The organism is Shewanella sp. NKUCC05_KAH (assembly GCF_019345585.1).
Classification (GTDB): domain Bacteria; phylum Pseudomonadota; class Gammaproteobacteria; order Enterobacterales; family Shewanellaceae; genus Shewanella; species Shewanella oncorhynchi.
In genome coordinates this window covers 13,770-32,095 of sequence record NZ_JAHKQZ010000027.1, presented here as the reverse complement: position 1 = coordinate 32,095, position 18,326 = coordinate 13,770, and the positions used below count along the sequence as shown (strand labels likewise).

The 18,326-nt window shown below is 47.1% G+C and carries 15 protein-coding genes; 6 read left to right on the top strand and 9 right to left on the bottom strand.

Features of this window, described 5'->3' with window-relative positions; all coding sequences use genetic code 11:
- Positions 1 to 501: 501 nt before the first annotated feature.
- On the top strand, positions 502 to 2,835 hold the full coding sequence (locus tag KO533_RS20085; protein ID WP_219255842.1) for a M4 family metallopeptidase: 2,334 nt from the start codon (positions 502 to 504) through the stop codon (positions 2,833 to 2,835).
- A gap of 189 nt (positions 2,836 to 3,024) precedes the next feature.
- On the opposite strand, the gene KO533_RS20080 is transcribed toward KO533_RS20085, so the two are convergent.
- The 3 genes from KO533_RS20080 to KO533_RS20070 are packed head-to-tail and all read right to left on the bottom strand — an operon-like array spanning position 3,025 to position 5,806.
- The gene (locus KO533_RS20080; RefSeq protein ID WP_105251231.1) at positions 3,025 to 3,576 is read right to left on the bottom strand and encodes a response regulator; all 552 of its coding nucleotides are present in this window, start codon (positions 3,574 to 3,576) and stop codon (positions 3,025 to 3,027) included.
- On the bottom strand, positions 3,573 to 4,883 hold the full coding sequence (locus KO533_RS20075) for a HAMP domain-containing sensor histidine kinase (RefSeq protein WP_219255840.1): 1,311 nt from the start codon (positions 4,881 to 4,883) through the stop codon (positions 3,573 to 3,575). The genes KO533_RS20080 and KO533_RS20075 overlap by 4 nt, the downstream gene beginning before the upstream one ends.
- A gap of 8 nt (positions 4,884 to 4,891) precedes the next feature.
- Positions 4,892 to 5,806: an SDR family oxidoreductase gene (locus tag KO533_RS20070; protein ID WP_173247277.1), complete on the bottom strand. Its 915-nt coding sequence runs from the start codon at positions 5,804 to 5,806 to the stop codon at positions 4,892 to 4,894.
- Positions 5,807 to 5,984: 178 nt separating this feature from the next.
- Here KO533_RS20070 and KO533_RS20065 point away from each other — a divergent pair, with 178 nt between their 5' ends.
- Positions 5,985 to 7,835, top strand: coding sequence for an alkaline phosphatase D family protein (locus KO533_RS20065; RefSeq protein ID WP_173248710.1), 1,851 nt, complete (start codon positions 5,985 to 5,987; stop codon positions 7,833 to 7,835).
- A gap of 4 nt (positions 7,836 to 7,839) precedes the next feature.
- Here the strand turns inward: KO533_RS20065 and KO533_RS20060 are convergent, their stop codons facing one another.
- From KO533_RS20060 to KO533_RS20045, 4 genes are all read right to left on the bottom strand, one after another.
- A complete protein-coding gene (locus tag KO533_RS20060) occupies positions 7,840 to 8,232 on the bottom strand; it encodes a hypothetical protein (protein WP_173247280.1) in 393 nt (130 codons plus the stop codon).
- Positions 8,233 to 8,379: 147 nt separating this feature from the next.
- Positions 8,380 to 9,297 (bottom strand): pseudouridine synthase, encoded by a 918-nt coding sequence (locus KO533_RS20055; protein ID WP_219255838.1) that lies wholly within the window; start codon positions 9,295 to 9,297, stop codon positions 8,380 to 8,382.
- Positions 9,298 to 9,350: 53 nt separating this feature from the next.
- Positions 9,351 to 9,926, bottom strand: coding sequence for an LON peptidase substrate-binding domain-containing protein (locus tag KO533_RS20050; RefSeq protein WP_105251225.1), 576 nt, complete (start codon positions 9,924 to 9,926; stop codon positions 9,351 to 9,353).
- A gap of 197 nt (positions 9,927 to 10,123) precedes the next feature.
- Positions 10,124 to 11,179 carry an alpha/beta hydrolase gene (locus KO533_RS20045; protein WP_219255836.1) on the bottom strand — a complete coding sequence of 352 codons (1,056 nt, stop codon included), beginning with the start codon at positions 11,177 to 11,179 and terminating at the stop codon, positions 10,124 to 10,126.
- Positions 11,180 to 11,533: 354 nt separating this feature from the next.
- On the opposite strand from KO533_RS20045, the gene KO533_RS20040 reads away from it, so the two are divergent.
- The 4 genes from KO533_RS20040 to KO533_RS20025 all read left to right on the top strand — a co-directional run bounded on the left by KO533_RS20040 (position 11,534) and on the right by KO533_RS20025 (position 16,465).
- Positions 11,534 to 13,927, top strand: coding sequence for a TonB-dependent receptor (locus KO533_RS20040; RefSeq protein ID WP_219255834.1), 2,394 nt, complete (start codon positions 11,534 to 11,536; stop codon positions 13,925 to 13,927).
- A 177-nt stretch (positions 13,928 to 14,104) separates the two neighbouring features.
- Positions 14,105 to 14,566 (top strand): YhcH/YjgK/YiaL family protein, encoded by a 462-nt coding sequence (locus KO533_RS20035; protein ID WP_105251222.1) that lies wholly within the window; start codon positions 14,105 to 14,107, stop codon positions 14,564 to 14,566.
- A 143-nt stretch (positions 14,567 to 14,709) separates the two neighbouring features.
- Positions 14,710 to 15,630, top strand: a complete 921-nt coding sequence (locus tag KO533_RS20030; RefSeq protein ID WP_212600488.1) for a manganese-dependent inorganic pyrophosphatase — start codon at positions 14,710 to 14,712, stop codon at positions 15,628 to 15,630.
- A gap of 220 nt (positions 15,631 to 15,850) precedes the next feature.
- Complete coding sequence (locus tag KO533_RS20025; protein WP_173247299.1) at positions 15,851 to 16,465, top strand: DedA family protein; 615 nt, start codon at positions 15,851 to 15,853, stop codon at positions 16,463 to 16,465.
- Positions 16,466 to 16,477: 12 nt separating this feature from the next.
- Here KO533_RS20025 and KO533_RS20020 read toward each other — a convergent pair whose 3' ends face one another.
- Positions 16,478 to 16,702, bottom strand: a complete 225-nt coding sequence (locus KO533_RS20020) for a DUF6500 family protein (protein WP_173247302.1) — start codon at positions 16,700 to 16,702, stop codon at positions 16,478 to 16,480.
- Between the two features lie 96 nt (positions 16,703 to 16,798).
- Positions 16,799 to 18,259 carry a thioesterase gene (locus KO533_RS20015; RefSeq protein ID WP_173247305.1) on the bottom strand — a complete coding sequence of 487 codons (1,461 nt, stop codon included), beginning with the start codon at positions 18,257 to 18,259 and terminating at the stop codon, positions 16,799 to 16,801.
- Positions 18,260 to 18,326: the final 67 nt, after the last annotated feature.

The following is an 18,326-nucleotide window of genomic DNA, read 5'->3' as shown; positions in this document are numbered from 1 at the left end:
AAGCAGCGGCAACTCCGATGGAGTCTTTCTAAGTTAATAAATCAAAGCAGAGGGTCTCAACACCTTGATAGGATGATGACCCCAACGCACAACCCATCCTTAATCAAGCCTTTTCAAGAACACTGAAAAAATAAACAATTGAAATAAATCATTAAATTGTTTTAAAACACTCAAGTGCATCACCCTTCCGCTTGGCTAAATCGCTATTACCCAAAAGTCCTAATTCAGATTTAAAAGCGTCTAAATGAACGATGAAGATAGTTCCTTTGTACGATTGTTAACATTTTCACATTTAAATAACATCTAGGGTCATGCGGTTATTCACGCTTTGCACAGAATAAAAATCTGAGAATTTCCGCCTGAGCAACAGCTCATTCTATGCGGCCATGGCAGAGGGATGCCGACGACCCTGTAGAAATCACAATAAAAAACGCTCGCCCGAGCCAGTTAAGCTGTATGGCATTCCAACGTTATTTACAAAACGGAAAAAGGATTTCAAGCATGATGCTAAACAAAAAACTGTCGCTACTCTTCATTGCTGTGTCGGCCACTTTAGGCACATCCGCATTTGCTGCCGATGTTGTCGATGTCGGCACTCTTAGAAGCGCGTCTTCAAGCAATAACTTAGTGTCTCAGTTCAGCTTAGACGCAGGTAGCCAACTCAAAGTCGAGAAAAAACTCAACCTAGGTCAAGGCAAGCAAAAACAACGTTTACAACAATATTTCCATGGCGTACCTGTTTATGGTTTCTCTGTTGCGACGTCACAATCGAGCATGGGCTTTTACAGCGACATGTCTGGGCGCGTATTAAAAAATATTGAAAAGTCGGCTGATTTTGTCAAACCCACTTTAACGGCTAACAAAGCGTTAGATATTGCGATCCGTGGCAAGTCTGACAAAGCCGTTGCAGGCCTAAAAGCTGAAAACAAACAAGCAAAATTATGGCTTTACCTCGATGATGCCGCTAAAACTCGCCTCGTTTATGTGACTTCATTTGTAGTATATGGCGATGAACCAAGCCGCCCATTCACTATGGTTGACGCGCACTCAGGTGAAGTGCTCAAGCGTTGGGAAGGGATTAATCACGCTGCAACGGGCACAGGCCCAGGCGGTAACATTAAGACTGGCCAATACGAATACGGTACGGATTTTTCTAGCTTAGACGTTGAAGTGAGTGGTGACACTTGCACCATGAACTCACCTAACGTGAAAACCGTTAACCTAAACGGTGCCACATCAGGCGCCACCCCCTTCTCTTACACTTGTCCGCGAAACACAGTCAAAGAGATCAACGGTGCTTACTCGCCATTAAACGATGCGCACTACTTCGGCAACGTGATCTACAAGATGTATAGCGAGTGGTACAACACTGCACCGTTAACCTTTCAGTTAACGATGCGAGTTCACTACAGCAACAACTACGAAAACGCTTTCTGGGACGGCAGCGCTATGACCTTCGGTGATGGCGCAACAACCTTCCACCCATTAGTGAGCTTAGATGTCTCGGCACACGAAGTGAGCCACGGTTTCACTGAACAAAACTCAGGGCTGGTTTACGCAGATCAATCTGGCGGCATGAACGAAGCCTTCTCAGATATGGCGGGTGAAGCCGCTGAATTTTACATGCACGGCACAAACGACTGGTTAGTCGGCGCCGATATCTTTAAAGGCAGTGGTGCACTGCGCTACATGGCAGATCCAACCTTAGACGGTATCTCAATCGGTCATATCGACGATTACTATGATGGCATCGATGTGCACCACAGTTCAGGTGTATTCAATAAAGCTTTCTACACTTTAGCTAACTTACCGGGTTGGGATACGCGCAAAGCATTCCAAACATTTGTAGTCGCTAACCAATTATATTGGACGGCGGACAGCTTATTCTGGCAAGGCGCCTGTGGTGTTAAATCGGCCGCAACTGACTTAGGCTTAAGTGCTGACGATGTGGTTACTGCGTTTGCCGCTGTGGGTATCACACCTTGTGAAACGCCACCACCACCGCCACCACCAGAAGCTACTGAACTCGCCAACGGTGTCGCTGTGGCAGGTTTAGCCGGTGCGTCAGGTAGCAAAAAATACTACAAACTAGACGTCGCTAGCGGTGCAACTAACCTGAGCTTCAATATGTCAGGCGGCACAGGTGATGCGGACATGTATGTTAAATTTGGTCAAGCGCCGACGTCTAGCAGCTATGACTGTCGTCCATACAAGTCAGGTAATGCCGAAAGCTGTGCTATTGATCCTGCTCAAACGGGAACTTATTGGGTGATGGTCAGCGGCTATAGCAGCTACACAGGTGTAAGCCTAGTGGGTGCTTATGACGGCGATGACACACCAAATCAAGCTCCAACTGCAGGCTTTACTGCAAGCTTTGCTAACGGTAACGGCAGCTTCACAAGCACCAGTACTGACAGCGATGGCGACCTGACATCATGGAACTGGGATTTTGGTGATGGTACAAATGCCGCAGGTGCGAGTGTCAATCATCAGTATGCCGAGTCAGGCAGCTACACAGTCACACTGACTGTAACTGACAACGATGGCGCAACAGCAAGCACTTCGGCAGAATTTGCAGTTGAAGTGCCAGAAGTGGCGTTAGAAATGACAGTGAAAAACGCTAACAAATCTCGTCGCGGTAGCATACGTGTTGCACTCGAATGGGATGGTCACAACGCTGATGAGTATACTATCTTCCGTAACGGTGTTGCGGTGGGTACTTCAAGCAGCTCATCGTTTATTGACCGTTTCACCGACCTAGCTGGCGCAAGCTTCACCTATAAAGTATGTGAAACTAACGGCCCTTGCTCAAACGAAGAAACCGTTAACTTTTAATCACATAAGATAATCGTATCGTGGCGCTAGCGTAAAACCCTAGCGCTAATTCATCGATTCACTTCTCGTTTTCTTGTTAATGCCACTCAGCCCTTTTGAGTGGCATTTTTTATGGTCAAACGCTCAGCCTCAGCACCTCATCAGGTTTGCCTTAAGCTGTTGTCCCTTGCCTCACACGTGGATGAATCGTTACTTCAAATGTCCACTTTCACCCACTGGTTTCTTCAGCAATTTACGTTGCAACGTCCGGCGATGCATTCCCAATTGGCGAGCCGTGGCGGACACATTGCCTTGGTTAGCATTGAGCACTTGCTGAATATGCTCCCACTCCAAACGCTTAGGATTCAGTGGCGAATCGTCGACTTCATCTTCTTGAAGAGTATGGGAATGTCCATCCATTTCCAGTGCGGCGAGCAAGGTTTGGGTATCCACAGGTTTAGCTAAATAATTATCGGCGCCGAGACGAATCGCTTCCACCGCAGTGGCGATACTGGCGTAGCCGGTGAGTAACACCATAGTCACCTTGGGTAGCAGATGACGCAGCGGCACAATTAACCCTAGGCCATTGGCTTCGGCAAGCTTCATATCTAAAAGAATATGGCTAGGACGAAATTCCCGCGCCACCAGCAGAGCATCACTGGCATCATGGGTTAATCGGCATTCAAAGCCATGGCGTGTTAATCGGCGCCCTAAAATACTCGCAAGGGAAAGGTCATCCTCAACAATCAACAAACGTTTCATGAACTTACCTCGTCACTAGCCTTAGTCTTGTGCGATACAGGCGGCGCCAGCTCCCTTAATATAGTGAAACGAATTTGCGCCACAGTGCCACCTTGGGGATGATTTGCCAAAATCAACTCTGCGCCCAAACGCTCTAAACTGGCATGACTGAGTAGCAAAGCGACACCTAAACCCTTGGGACTTTCTATGAGTAAGGTGCCCAACTGTGGCAATAAATCGGGCGCGATACCAGTGCCATAATCGCGGATCTGCAAGTAGATCTGCTCTTCGTTTGGCGCTATATCTAAACTGATATCCACCTGCGGCGCACCTATGGTTTCGGCGCTAGCGCGGGCAGCATTTTCAATCAAGGCCATGATGGCTGGCGTTAAAGTCATATCAGTCAGAATACTTTGCTCTGCCAGTTGTTCAGGCATACAAGTGACCAACCAATTCAGTTCAGTTTGCGGCATTAACAACAAGGTTTTTTGCTTTAAACTATCCACCAGCTCAATGATCTTTAGTGGGCGCTGGCGGCGATCGCGGATCGACTCTGTCGCTAATCTCAGCTCGGCAAGCGTATGTTCACAGCGACCTAATGCAGTTTCCATCTCGACAATCGTTATCGAGGTATCACTCATGTCTTCTTTTACTTCATCGAGTAATAACCTCAGACTCGAGAGCGGTGTGGCCAATTGATGTGCCATCTGCGCCGATACTGTGCCTAGGGCTAAGAGTTGCTCCTGACGCAATTGCCCTTCGCGCATATAGGCTAACTGCGCATCTTGACGGCGCATACGCTTAGTGATTAACGCCACGCTAGTTGTCATCACCAAAGCTGAAATCACAAAGTTGAACCACATGCCTAAATAGTGGGAACTCATGTCCATACCGTGATGCTGCATGGGGGATTCGGGCACAGTAAAGATCATCAGGCTGTAGGCAAAGGTTGAAATTGCCGTCAGTGCCCAAGGCGCCCAGATTGGCAAAGTCACAGCCGCAAGTGCAATCGGCAACAGTAATAACGAGATAAACGCATTGGTCGCACCGCCGGAAAAGTGCAACCAAGATATCCAAAATAGCGTGTCTAAGCTGAGCGCAATAAAGAGGCCGCGCTCCTTAGCAAATAAGGGTTTACGTAGCGCCAATGTGAGCGAAAGGTATAACACCTCCAGCACTAACACATGCACTAACGGCTCCATTTGCAGGCTAAGACCAAAAGTATCGGCGGCAAACGTGGTTAAGCCTATTTGCAGCAGCAAACCTAAGGTTCGCAGTAATGCGACTTGGTCGGCAGCCTGTAGACTGGTCCCTAAGATCTTAGCCATGGCGATTCCTACAGAGTGAGTCCGAGCGTGGCAAGTGCACCACTCGATTGTGTTAATGCTTGGCGCACGCCAGTGGCAAAATTAATTTCAGAACAAATCCCCAGCGCAGCTAAACGCGCACAGCTTAAGGTGCAATCCCTTGGCCGCTTGGCGTTATCTGTCGGCGTAGACTCAGGCGTTAAGTGCGCGGTACTGAGTTGTAAAATCTCCCCTAAGGTCAACAACATCTGATACTTAGTCATAGTCTCTGCGGCGCTAAAATGATAAATCCCCTGCACTATTGGCGCTACAATATGTTGTGCAATCATCTTGTCTATGGCTTGGGCAATATCGGCGGTCGAGGTTGGACTGCGTATCGCCCAATGATCAACACCCTGAACGCGACGCTCAATCAATTGGTTAACCAGCACTAGCACAGCAGATTCACTCAGCTTTTCTACTTGACCGTAAAGGATTGGCAAACGTAGCACGGCAAAATCAGCGCTAGTGTCTAGCACTATTTCCTCGCCCTTTAGCTTAGATTCACCATAAAAATTAACCGGATGAGTTGCTGCATCTTCAGCATACTTAGGTTGAGTGCCATCGAACACATAGTCAGTGGAAATATAGATAAGCCAAGCATTATTGGCCTTAGCTGCCATAGCTAAGGCTTGGCTGGCGGCTAAGTTAAGCGCCAATGCCGCCTGCGGATTTTGCTCGGAAACATCGGGGCGACGCTCGGCGGCGCAGTGCACTATCACTTGCGGTTGCTCGCGGGCGATAAATGCCTCGACATCTAAAGGGGCGGTAAGATCGAGTTTATGCACTCGTTCACTTGCGCGGCTAAAACCTGTGGCCACAACCTCATGTCCTGTTAATTCAAGCTGTTTTACGACAGCTCTGCCGAGTAGCCCAGTCGCCCCCGTGACCATAATCTTAGCCATATCGCCCCATTCAGTTTCAACGCATATTTATGGCTAACAATTCTAAAAGCTTTTCATATTCAACGCACTTGTTTACTCTTCTAAACCAAACTTACTTAGGGTTAACTCATGCAAGATTAACCCAAATACCCATAGGCAGAATTTGAGTACGACACTTCCTCTGATATTAGCTGGCCCCATGCTGCGCCACTGCGATGCCTCACACTTTACCCTGTGGTTTGTGAGTCGTGAGCCATTAACTGAACTTAAGCTGCGTCTTGGTGAGCAAGAGTACCTGTTGCAGGATGCCGATTTACACTATGTGCCACTTGGGCAACATGCCCATCAATATCTAATAATACTGTCGCGCCCAGAGTTGCTCGCGCCCAATATCGTCACACCTTACCAAGTGTCTGCCGCTCAGCATGGTGATATTTTTGCCACGATAAGCCAGCTAAACTACGGCGATGCGTCGACGCCAAGTGTACGTTTTACCCCTGAATTAACCCAAGTATTCCACGGTTCCTGCCGCAATCCGCATCACCACAGTGACGATGCACTGGTCGCCGCCGATACCCATTTAGCCAAGATAATCAACAGGGGTGCGGAGGAGGATCGCCCAGCACTTATCATAATGAGTGGTGATCAGGTCTATATTGATGATGTTGCGGGACCTATGTTAAGCGCCATAGGGCAAGTCATCGATTTGCTTGGTCTTAAACATGAGCAATTTGAAGGCGCGAGCATCACCACTAGTGAAGACATTCATTATCAGCCCGCATATTTGTATCAACGGCATAAAAACCTGTTGCCTCATACCCAATATCCGGCCAAAACCGCGCTGTGGCGTTGGTATCGCAATCACCCCATTTTTACCTCCTCCATCGCCGTAAATCATTTGGTCAGCCTAAATGAAATCATCGCCCTGTATTTACTCACTTGGTCACCTGAGCTGTGGGAATTAGTGAATATCTCGAAGGATGTCGACGGCTTATCACCCGCCAATATCGCCCGCTGGCAAAATGAGTGGCAACACTTGCTTGGCTTTAAAGCTGGGCTGGGGCAAGTCAGGCGCTTTATGGCGCACATTCCCGTTTATATGATGTTTGATGACCACGACGTCACCGATGATTGGAACCTTACGGCTAAATGGGAACAAGCGGCCTACGAACACGCATTTTCGAAACGCATCATTGGTAATGCCTTAATCGGCTACACCTTATTCCAAGGACTTGGCAACGCGCCTGATAAATTTACCGCCGATATCCGCCCGCTGCTCGATGCGTTTTTTGCGCGACAAGAAAGCGAAAGTCAGGATCTGCTCATCGATGAATTACTTAAATTTGAGCAGTGGCATTACACCTTAGAGTCCTCACCCAAACTGGTCGTGCTCGACACGCGTACCCGCCGCTGGCGCAGTGAATCTAATCTCGCAAAACCTTCCGGCTTGATGGATTGGGAGGCGTTAATGGATTTACAGCAAGAGTTACTCGGCCAGTCGAAGGTCATTATCGTCTCACCTGCGCCCATGTTTGGGGTCAAGTTGATTGAAGCTGTGCAGCGTACAGCCACTCTAATCGGCGGTTCCCTGTTAGTAGACGCCGAAAACTGGATGGCCCACCCGGGCGCCGCCAATGCACTGCTGAGTATTTTTATGCACCGTAAAACCCCAGAGGAGTTTGTGATCCTCTCCGGCGATGTGCATTACTCCTTTAGTTACGACATCAGTATTCGTTTTAGACGTAGTAGCCCTAACATCTACCAAATCACCTGCAGCGGTATAAAAAATCACTTCCCTGAGAAGCTGTTACCGATTTTCGATAAACTCAATGGCTGGTTTTATGGCCACTTTTCACCACTTAACTTGCTGACAAAACGTAAACGTATGTTGCTGCGCGGCAGGCGACCAAATGATGAGCCGAGTAAACGTCTAGTGAATAAAAGCGGAATAGGTATGTTGGAATTAGCAGATGATGGTGCACCAACAAAAATTGCGGTTTTACATGGCGATATGAGCGAAACCCTGTTCGAACCACCCAAACAGGAATAACAGATTAAACGGGTTTATTATGTTTAACCGTTTCAGGCTGAGTGGCACCAGAGCCAGAATCCATCAAGGGCGTATTTTTGGATAACGCCTCATCGGTTTTGGCAGGTTTTGGCTGAGCCTGATTGAAAATCAGTGCTTCTGGCTGCGACTTATTCGACGGTTTTTCATGCGCCATTTGATCCCAAATGATCTTAGGGCTTTGATCTCGCTCGGCATCGGCTTCTGCTGTCGATGCGCCTGACGAACTTGGTTTCTTCGGTTCAATCACCGCACTCGCCTTACGGATCTCGGCGGCAATATCATTCAGATAAGGCTGCTTAGTCCAGTCACCAAAATACATGGCCCCCACTAATACTGCAGCGCAAAGCAAGATAGAGAAGATCGCAGATTTGGTCATAATGGACTTCCTTTAAACAATCGTAATATGGCTCCCTATGGCAGAGACTCAGATACTGCAGATTGTATTCATACCATCACAGAGCCAAGCACACAATTGCACCCGATTATTTCCTTTAAACAGACTGGAAATAATGCTTTCCGCTGACTAAAACTCAAAACCTTGACATTGCATGTCGTGGTGCATCCCGCTCACTGGGTCAATAAAACGTAACCGCTGTGCCATCAACTTAAGAGGCGTCGCAAAGTTATCCGGCCCTTTAGGTAATAAGCTTGGATAAAATCTGTCGTTTAACAATGGCATACCTAAGCTTTGCATATGCACACGAAGTTGGTGAGTTTTACCGGTAATCGGGCTCAAATGAAATAAACCGACATCGCCTTTTATGGCCACCAAACTGATTTCGGAATGGGTATTCGCCTCGCCTTCAACGATTTTCATGGTAAAACTCGGGTCGCTCGGCTGCATGCGGTTTGTTACCGTCCAGTGCAATGGCAAAGTTAAGCAGCCCTGTTGATATTGTTCAATAATCTCAGGAGTCAACTTGGCAATCGCTTGATAGTCTTTACGAATCGCATCGTCAATAAAGAGTTGATGATAGAGCGCGCGGGTTTCAGGCGCGACAGTCATCAGGATCACTCCAGCTGTTTCACGATCAAGCCTATGAGCGGGCGCGATAGTATCAATGCCAGTACGCAATCTTAGTCTATGCACCAAACATTCGTTCACATAGTTGCCACTTGGCGTCACAGGCAAAAAGTGCGGCTTGTAGGCCAAAATGACATTGTCATCTTGGAATAGGATCTGTTCTTCGAAGGGGATTTTCGCTTCAACCGGCACTTCACGGTAGTAATACACCCGCGCCGCAGGGCGATATTCAGTGTCCAAGGCGATCAAACTGCCATCCCGCCAATGCACTTTTCCATCGAGGATCCGCTGACGCCATACATCTTCACCTATACGGGCAAAATGTTGTGCAAGAAAGGCAAACACTGTGGGTTTATCTGTGAAATTCACAGGAAGCACTATGTAAGAAGGTTGGGCGGCGCGGGCAGATGCTGTCATATCACAAAAAAAGCGGCTATAGAAAGCCGCTATTCTAGCCTTTTTGTGGTTTTTCAGTCCACATGGGACTTGATGAGTTGCAGCACGAAGTCCAAGGTTTTATGGCAATCTGGCTGATTCACTAACACTAATTTATCTTTGTTATACATAGGCAAAACCTCGAGCCAGCGTTGGCTCACCCAAGCGGCGTCTTCCAAATGCACTTGAGAATAGAGCTCAAACAGATCGGGATTCACTTCATAAAATTGCTCTAATGCGGCGCTTATCAACTCAAATTCACCTTTAATCGGCTCTTCTTGCCAGTTACGGCAAGGTAAAGTACGCGCCATCCACAGCTTATCTTTGGCCTGCGCCGCTGAGAGGATGCTGACGCGTTGACGCCCTTCGAGCACTATGCTGAGTGAATCATCTTCTAGCTGATTAAAATCGATAATGTCACATTGGGTGGCAGTGGGATAACAGGGCGGACTACCACTGGGTCTAATGGTGGCAAAGGCGAGCACATACTTTCCCTTGAATACATCGGCCACCATGCGCAGATGACCAGGGTCAACCACGCGAACCTCCACCCGTCCCTGTGGCAGTAACAAGGCATCGCGCATGAGTAACGCCATTTCTCGTGTTTGCATAGCAACCTCCTGCCCCAAATAGAAGGAAACGAACTCAATGCATTCGTATTTCCTATTATTGTAGAGTGTAGCAGGTGAAAGAATTTCCTTCCTGAAGCCGCTGACCGCACAAAGAAATTTGCGACCCCGCTATTTTGAATCAGGGCATTTCAACCACGTCATGTCAAACCCAGTTTTCGAGACCAAATCACTTCAACCTAGAAGTGCTCTAGCCGATCCAGCACATTTCCCCTCGCAACAACCGAGGCAAACTCCTCGGCAAGACGTTCACTCAAAGCCACAGACGTACGCCAATATTGCATCCGCTGCGCAGGGTCCAGTTGCTTAAAATCTTCACGGTCGGGGATTTTGCCAAAGGGCAATGAAGCGACAAATTCGGCCGATGGCGCCAACACTAGCGCATTGTGATAATTAGCGTGACCTTGGCGCCACTTCAAGGATTTATCGAACCATCCAGGGCTGATGGTCGGATAAAAATGCGGATACAACGTCAGCCCCTTGGCACAGGATAAAGGCAAATCAAAGTGATAGTCGGTAATGCCGCCATCGTAATACTGCCCATCGGCAACGCCTTCAATTTGGGACACAGGGGCCAGCAATAAAGGAATCGACCCCGTAGCTAACATCACAGCATCGACATTAGCCTCAGTTAATTCAACCTGCTGACTGGGTAAATCGTTGAGTTGCAAAAAGGGAGATGCTGCAGCTTGTTGGCTAAAGACCACACGCTCAAAATGCCAACCTAAACTCCGACGGCTCACTAAGTTGGTCGCCGCCGCCATCGCCAGCCCCGCCGCAAGCGGAAGCTTTGCCGTTAAACGATTTAAATGTTTAGCACGGCACACGACGAAATGACTGTGAATATGAGCGTTATTAACGATTTCCCTGCCACCATTGCCCCCTAAAATGCCCTGCACTACGCCTTTAACTTGCGCACTGACTTCCTGCGGTGTTGGCATATTGTCGTAACGCTGACCAATATAAAAATCCTCTAAGCGGCCATAGGCTATGAGGGGATCTTGCTGCGCCAAACACGCTAAACGCCAAGCCCCAGAGGAAGCGCCTAATGTATATAAAGGCGTTTGCCTGTCTTTGAAAAAATCAGCAAACAGATACTTATCTAACCCAGCGATACCAAGCCACTTAGGTCCACCAGAGGCGGCAAGCAACTGGGTAAAATGCTCAGATTTAAGACCTTGTTCTGCCAAGGTCTTAAATGCCGTTGCTCCCGCGAGAAATCGTAACGCTGACAAATCTGTGTTCCTTCAAATCAATGCCATTAGAGCAAAATAAAATAGTAAACCACGAAGGTATACGTCAATAAACAATTCATATCATCGACTTAACTCAGTCGCAATGTGCAGGCGACAACGTGTATTTTGCCGTACGATGCCTCAAAAGCACGCAGGTCGATAGGGAGGTTTTCATCAATATATTCAACTGCATTTTGAATATTATTTAGAACACTAGGCTCTGAGTTAGCACATTTACGTCTAAATGTAACAATTGTTACAATGATAACCTTCTCGGCATCAGATTGTTATTTTATCTTTAATCTGCACACCTAAGTTCGAGTGTTGGGTTACAAACATCATTGAGAGGTTTTTATGCGTCTAGCCGTTATCGCATTGGCAGTGTCATCCACACTGGTTATTCCAGCAGTCCAAGCCGCAGAGCAACAAACCGGCTTCGAAAAAATCGAGATCATAGGCTCACGCATAGCACTACGCACGGCAACTGACAGTGTTGCGCCGGTCGATATCATTACTGCCGAACAACTCGAATCAACAGGTATGACCGAAACCGCTAAAGCGCTGCAATTTGCGGCGCCAAGCTATAGCTTCCCATTCTCCTCGGTGACTGACGGTTCAGATGCGGTGCGCCCCGCGAGCTTACGTGGCCTGTCGCCAGACCACACCTTAGTACTCGTAAATGGCAAGCGTCGCCATGGTTCTGCCCTAGTACATTTAAGTGGCACTATGGGAAAAGGCTCCTCTAACGTCGATTTAAATGCGATTCCAATGACAGCGATAAAACGCATTGAAATTCTCCGAGATGGAGCCTCGGCACAATACGGTTCAGATGCGATTGCTGGCGTGATTAACGTGGTACTCAAGGACAGCGATCAAAGGGGAAGCGTCTCGGCGCAAGCCGGACAAACCTACCAAGGTGACGGTGAGCAATGGCGTGTAGGCGTTAACCATGGGATCAGTTTAAGCAATGATGGCTTTGTGAATGCCGCCCTCGAAGCGCATCACAAAGACAGCACAAACCGCGCAGGGTTAGATCCACGGCAGCAATACCCTAAGTTAGCAGATGGCTCAACAGATCCGCGCGAAGCGACATTTAACCGTAAGAGCCACCACGTTGGTGATGCCGAATATGATAATGTCGGTTTGTTTATCAATGCGGCTCAGCCTATATCTACCGACGGAAAACTGTATGCCTTTGGTGGTATTAGCCAACGTGAAACTAAATCGGGTGCTTTTTACCGTTTAGCTCTCGATGCCCGTAACTTACCCGAAGTGTATCCCGACGGTTTTTTACCACAAATTAACCCCAAAATTATCGATACGTCTCTTACCCTAGGCTATGAATTCAACCTGAGTGACTGGGATATTGATGCCTCAGTGGGATATGGCAAGAATTCATTTAACTATAATATCGTCAATACCTTAAATGCTTCCTTAGGCCCTGAAACTCCTACCGAGTTCGACGCAGGAACGTTATCGACCCGTGAAGCCAATATCAATTTGGATATTTCCCGTTATTTTGCCTTTATAAACGATTCTGAAATTCTGTTTGCGACCGGTGTTTCATGGCGCCAAAACGGCTATGAAATTGAAGCCGGAGAAGAAGATTCGTATATCAATGGTGGCAATAATGGCAAAGCAGCGGGTAGCCAAGGCTTCACCGGTTTTACCCCTGAGTCTGAGGTTGATGAAACGCGCGATAACACAGGCATTTATGCCGAACTTGAAAACCAATTAACCAACGAGTTTTACTGGGCGGCAGCGCTACGCTACGAAAACTACTCTGACTTTGGCGGCAACACGAGCTGGAAACTCGCGGGTCGTTACGATTTTACCGACAACTTAGCCCTGCGTGGCACTATCAATACAGGCTTTAGAGCGCCGAGCGTACAACAGCTGTACTTCAGCAATATCTCGACGTTATTTAATCCCGATCCAGTGACGGGGCAACTGGTTCCTATTGAATCAGGTACTTTCAACACCTTATCACCAGTAACAAAGGCACTTGGGATTAACGAGCTAGAACCTGAAATATCTCAATCATTTAGTCTCGGTCTTGTTTATACCAATAACGCTGGTCTAGCGGTAACGCTCGACACTTACCAAATAGAGATTGATGACCGCATCATTTTATCTGGCGCTCTAAGACCCGCTGATAGCCCCGCGGTTGCGACCGCACTAGCAGGTACCAATGCTGATTCAGCACGCTTCTTCGTCAATGCCGTCGATAGCCGAACTCGCGGGGTCGATCTTGTTGTTAGCCAAGACTTTGATATTGGCACTTGGGGCGATTTACGGGCGAACTTAGCCTATGCCTATAATAAAACCGAGATCCAAGACATCAATCTACCGTCTATTTTAGGCGGATTAGACAAGAAACTCTTTGATAGTATAGAAAGAACCCGCATGACGTCTGCTACGCCGCATAACACGGGCAGTATTGGGCTGACCCATGAACTCGGGGATTTTAAAACCAATATCCGCTTAAACTACTTTGGTGACTACAGTGAAGGTTATTCAACGGGTGATGTGAACTATAGCGATCAGTGGGTGATGGATCTGTCGGTAAGATACGCCGCCACCAATGCGCTAAGCTTTACCGCTGGGGTGCAAAACTTGTTTGATGTGTATCCAGAAAAACGACCTGATAACAATAACTTCAATGGTATCTTTGTATACCCATTAACCAATACACCTTTTGGCTTTAATGGTGGTTACTACTTTTTAGAAGCCAAATACACTTACTAAACTCGTTTTAGCTAAGTTTAGCCATACTTGATGTAGAAACAGGTCATTCAATGGCCTGTTTTTTATGCCGACATGTTTAGACCTGCTTCCAATCGACAAAGCTTATGTCCTAACTGTGGTGATCGGATTATAATCTTTACCATTCGCCCATTTCACTTCCACCATGTCGAGTAGCCGATGATCGTCGATACCTTAAAAAACCGCCATATTTATCAATCGTTAAGCCCTCGGCTTGCGACTGCATTAGAACATCTAGCGACGACCGACTTTAGTCAGCTACCCGTAGGCAATTATCCCCTCGATGGCGACAATATTTTTGTGATAGTGAATGACTATCAAACCAAGCATAAGTCGACAGAACCCTTTGAAGTTCATCAAAAATATATCGATGTGCAATATGTTTTCAGCGGTGAAGAAGAGTTTGGTTACTTGCCACTAGCGGAGCAAACACCCTCGAAACCCTATTTTGAAAAACACGATTACGCCGAGTTTGATTACGAGGCAAACCAAGCCAATGCCTCTTATATCAAACTCAAAGCAGGCATGTTTGCGTTATTTTTCCCCGGTGACATGCATATGCCCGGCACAGGCGATATCGCCACGGCGGTGCGTAAAGTCGTGATAAAAGTGAAGATCTAAACCTTAAGCCATCTTTGCCGAACCTGAGCGTTCGATTTTTAGAGAAATAGCAACTGAAGAGCGCAGTGATATGCGCTTTGGCTATTTCCGATTAAAGCCAAATATTGCTAAAATTGTCACAAATTTAAAGGAGAGTCCCTGAAATGCCCATTTACGTTGTCGGTCACAAGATCCCCGATTCAGATTCAATCTGCGGTGCTATCGCGTTAGCCTATTTAAAAAACCAAATCGGTGAAGAAGCCATTGCCGCACGTTTAGGTGAATTGTCACCCGAAACTGCTTTTATTTTGGAACGTTTCGGCTTCGAAGCTCCAGAATACAAAACCAGCTACGCTGGTGAGCAAGTGTATATCGTTGACCATTCAGAACTGACTCAAGCACCGGATGATATCGCCCAAGCGACCATCGTCGGGATTGTCGATCACCACAAACTTGGCGATCTGACCACAGATACCCCGCTAGAATGCTGGATCCGCCCAGTGGGTTGCAGCAACACAGTGATCAAGATGATGTTCGACTTTTACCAAGTCGCTATCCCTAAAAATATCGCTGGCATCATGATGTGCGCCATTTTGAGCGATACCGTGATTTTCAAATCACCGACTTGCACCACTGCAGACATTCGCTGCGTTGAAGCATTAGCTGAAATTGCCGGAGTTGAAGATTTCAAAGAACTGGGCATGGAAATGTTCAAAGTGAAATCAGCCGTGCAAGGCACACCAGCACGTGACTTAGTAATGCGCGACTTCAAAGACTTCAACATGAACGGTAACTTAGTCGGTATCGGCCAGTTAGAAGTGATCGACCTGTCAGTATTTGACGATATCAAGGCCGAGCTAGAAGCCGATATCAAAGCGCTCAAAGTGGAAGGTAACCGCCACAGCGTTTTATTGCTGCTGACTGACATCATGAAAGAAGGTTCAGAGTTGTTGATTGTGTCTGACGATGCGGAGCTGACCCAACGTGCCTATGGTAAAGATACCGTTGATGGCAAAGTGTGGTTAGACGGCGTATTAAGCCGTAAGAAACAAGTTGTACCACAGCTACAAGCAGCATTCGCCTAGACATAATATCGTCGCCGAATCGCAACAGTAATAGCGTATTAAGGCCGAACTCAATTCGGCCTTTTATATTTTTAAGACAAAATTGATATCCTCAGTGCCTTAGCCCTGCTAATCACTGCAAATGAAAACGGGCATGAAACTTTGCTCATAAATCTATCCAACCAGAGAAGTTGGCGAGTATGATGACCCTATCGTCACATTGATTTGATCACTTTCATCTATGCCAGAAGCGCTACAACATATCATCACAGAACTCACGCCTTGGCTGCAGCAATATGGTTATGTTCTGCTATTTGTCGCGATTGCTGTCGAGGGTTTTGGCATTCCGGCGCCAGGACAATCCTTATTAATTGTCGCCAGTTTATTAGCCGCTACAGGGCAAATGTCACTGCCATTGGTATTAATCGTCGCTGCTTGCGGAGCACTCTGCGGTAACTGTTTAGGATATTTTATCGGCTGGCGCTTTGGCGACGTATTACTCAAAAAAGGGTGGATAAAGCCGCCATTGGAAAATAAAATCCACAGCGTTATCGGTCAATATGGCATTGCCGCTTTAGTGCTGAGTCGTTTTGTTGAGGGATTAAAACAATTTATGTTTATCGGCTGCGGTCTCGCTAAAATGCCACTAAAACAATTTGTGATTGGCAATGCTCTCGCCACCAGCATTTGGGTGACGCTCTTTGGATTAGGCCCAGTGTTAATCCGCGATGAAATCGCTCCCATGCTGGCGTTTTACCACCAGCATAAATACCCCACATGGGCCATGGTCAGTCTGATACTCGCCGCACTAATCACTTTTACTTGGCGCAGGTGGCAAACCAAAAATCCGCAGTAACAGCTTTAGAGTCTATTCTTCCGATTCCTTTTGGATCATCTCTATCACCTTATGAGCCTTAACAAAATGGTCTAAACGATGAGTTTGAATCCACCAAGTTGCGGCTTCCATAAGTAGCTCTGGATTATCATTTTTATTCGCAAAGAAAGCGTAAAATGAGAGGCCGACATTATCGCCTTTAGTCTCAATTTTTTTATGACAAACAGTGATGATTTTTGCTCTTAACTCAGCTCTCATATTGACTCATAAAGTTTATTCACCAGCTTATTACCTATTTTCAATGACATACAACACTAGATGTATCCCCTATCACTTACTCCGTACAGCTACCGATCACTTTATGCCTTCAGTTTCAACCTTAGGTTGAGACTCTGCGCCGTCATTTGGCTTAGCCTCAGGCTTTGATTCCGGCGCTTTAATTGGCGCGGGTGACGCCTCAGTCGCAGCAGGCTTATCTTGTTCCTGTGATACGTTTGGCTCCTGCAATGGTGCATTAACCTTAGGTGTCGGTGAACTCTGCTCTTCAGGTAAAGGCTCGACAATAATCACTGGCTCTTGTGGCACAGGCGTTTCACCTTCGGTAGATGTTGCAGCTTCTGACTCTGGCGCTAAGGTGCCGAGATCTTGGTTTGCAGGGCTTTCCACCGCATGTTTAGGTAATTGATTTCGATATAAATCAATCATACGCATCACCTCAGACAAGGCTTTACCATGCTCTGGAGTGAGAATGCCATTGTGCCCAGAGACGATTTCGTCAGACACGGCCAGTACCCATACGGCTTGCATATTGGCATCGGGGCAGGTTTGCACGGTACGACGAGCCTGCAGGCGAGCACGAATTTTCCAGCCCGATTGAGGCAGCGTCATCATACAGCCAGGGATTTGATCGTGCGCCATCAAGGCCGAAGGCATCTTCATTGGCGTGGTGCAATTGCCACCAGAGCATTTGTCAATATCGTGAGTAATAGCCCAAGAGTTCCCGACAGCGCGCTCGCCGTCCTTGATGTAATTGAAGGCTTCTTTTACTGCAAAATCCCCCTTCGATTGCAACACCACCATACTCGGTTTTTGTCTATCTAAGCTCACCAACGTATCTAATGGCTGATACTCTTTAGCAGGTACGGCGGGATTTAACAGTAAGAATAAATTAGGATTATCCTGCTGATTATCAATGGCGGCTTTGATGCGATCTTTACTCGCATGCAAAACAACAGCACCGCCAAGACTATGGCCAATCACAGTGTAACGCAGCAGTTTATGCTGTGTTACTAAGCTATCAAGCTTATCCAGCAGCTGTGATAGACCTAACTGCCCGATACGTTTAGCAACCCGTTTACGCTGTAAAATAGTAGGAAAATCTAAGGGTTCTATCCAACTTTTTGCATCATCTGAGCCATCGATCCAAAAAGGATCGTATTTATCGCCCCGCCAGCCAATATACAAACCCAACAAGTTGCGCTGGGTATCGGACGCGGCCATTTGCTGATAAAACTGCTCAAAGGCAATAAAGTTTTCATCCTTAGGCTCAGCGCTATGATGCCAGCCATGGACAAAAATCAATAATTCAGGGATCTGTGCAGGCTCTGGGTGTAAAATTCGCGTCTCTAAACCTTGCCATTGCCTTTCGTCGTGGGGCTGACCTTTATCATTAAACTCAATCACATGAAAATTTTGCTTAGCGATATCAGGGCCGGGGATGTGGTAAGCCTGATCTGGAATAAAAGGAAGTAGGACACAAAGTAATAACAACATTAAAAACAGTAACTTGTACTGAGTAAACTTTTTCAGGCTCATTTATAACAACATAATTAACGGCCAGGCTAGGCCAAAATAGACGTGCTGAAAGGGACTAACAGCAAAA

Excerpts from the sequence above, each read along its gene's own strand:
- KO533_RS20015 (WP_173247305.1), bottom strand. The coding sequence starts at position 18,259 with ATGAGCCTGAAAAAGTTTACTCAGTACAAGTTACTGTTTTTAATGTTG.
- KO533_RS20075 (WP_219255840.1), bottom strand. The coding sequence starts at position 4,883 with ATGGCTAAGATCTTAGGGACCAGTCTACAGGCTGCCGACCAAGTCGCA.
- KO533_RS20030 (WP_212600488.1), top strand. The coding sequence starts at position 14,710 with ATGCCCATTTACGTTGTCGGTCACAAGATCCCCGATTCAGATTCAATC.
- KO533_RS20020 (WP_173247302.1), bottom strand. The coding sequence starts at position 16,702 with ATGAGAGCTGAGTTAAGAGCAAAAATCATCACTGTTTGTCATAAAAAA.
- KO533_RS20040 (WP_219255834.1), top strand. The coding sequence starts at position 11,534 with ATGCGTCTAGCCGTTATCGCATTGGCAGTGTCATCCACACTGGTTATT.
- KO533_RS20080 (WP_105251231.1), bottom strand. The coding sequence starts at position 3,576 with ATGAAACGTTTGTTGATTGTTGAGGATGACCTTTCCCTTGCGAGTATT.
- KO533_RS20025 (WP_173247299.1), top strand. The coding sequence starts at position 15,851 with ATGCCAGAAGCGCTACAACATATCATCACAGAACTCACGCCTTGGCTG.
- KO533_RS20055 (WP_219255838.1), bottom strand. The coding sequence starts at position 9,297 with ATGACAGCATCTGCCCGCGCCGCCCAACCTTCTTACATAGTGCTTCCT.
- KO533_RS20085 (WP_219255842.1), top strand. The coding sequence starts at position 502 with ATGATGCTAAACAAAAAACTGTCGCTACTCTTCATTGCTGTGTCGGCC.
- KO533_RS20070 (WP_173247277.1), bottom strand. The coding sequence starts at position 5,806 with ATGGCTAAGATTATGGTCACGGGGGCGACTGGGCTACTCGGCAGAGCT.
- KO533_RS20050 (WP_105251225.1), bottom strand. The coding sequence starts at position 9,926 with ATGCAAACACGAGAAATGGCGTTACTCATGCGCGATGCCTTGTTACTG.
- KO533_RS20065 (WP_173248710.1), top strand. The coding sequence starts at position 5,985 with ATGCTGCGCCACTGCGATGCCTCACACTTTACCCTGTGGTTTGTGAGT.
- KO533_RS20035 (WP_105251222.1), top strand. The coding sequence starts at position 14,105 with ATGATCGTCGATACCTTAAAAAACCGCCATATTTATCAATCGTTAAGC.
- KO533_RS20060 (WP_173247280.1), bottom strand. The coding sequence starts at position 8,232 with ATGACCAAATCTGCGATCTTCTCTATCTTGCTTTGCGCTGCAGTATTA.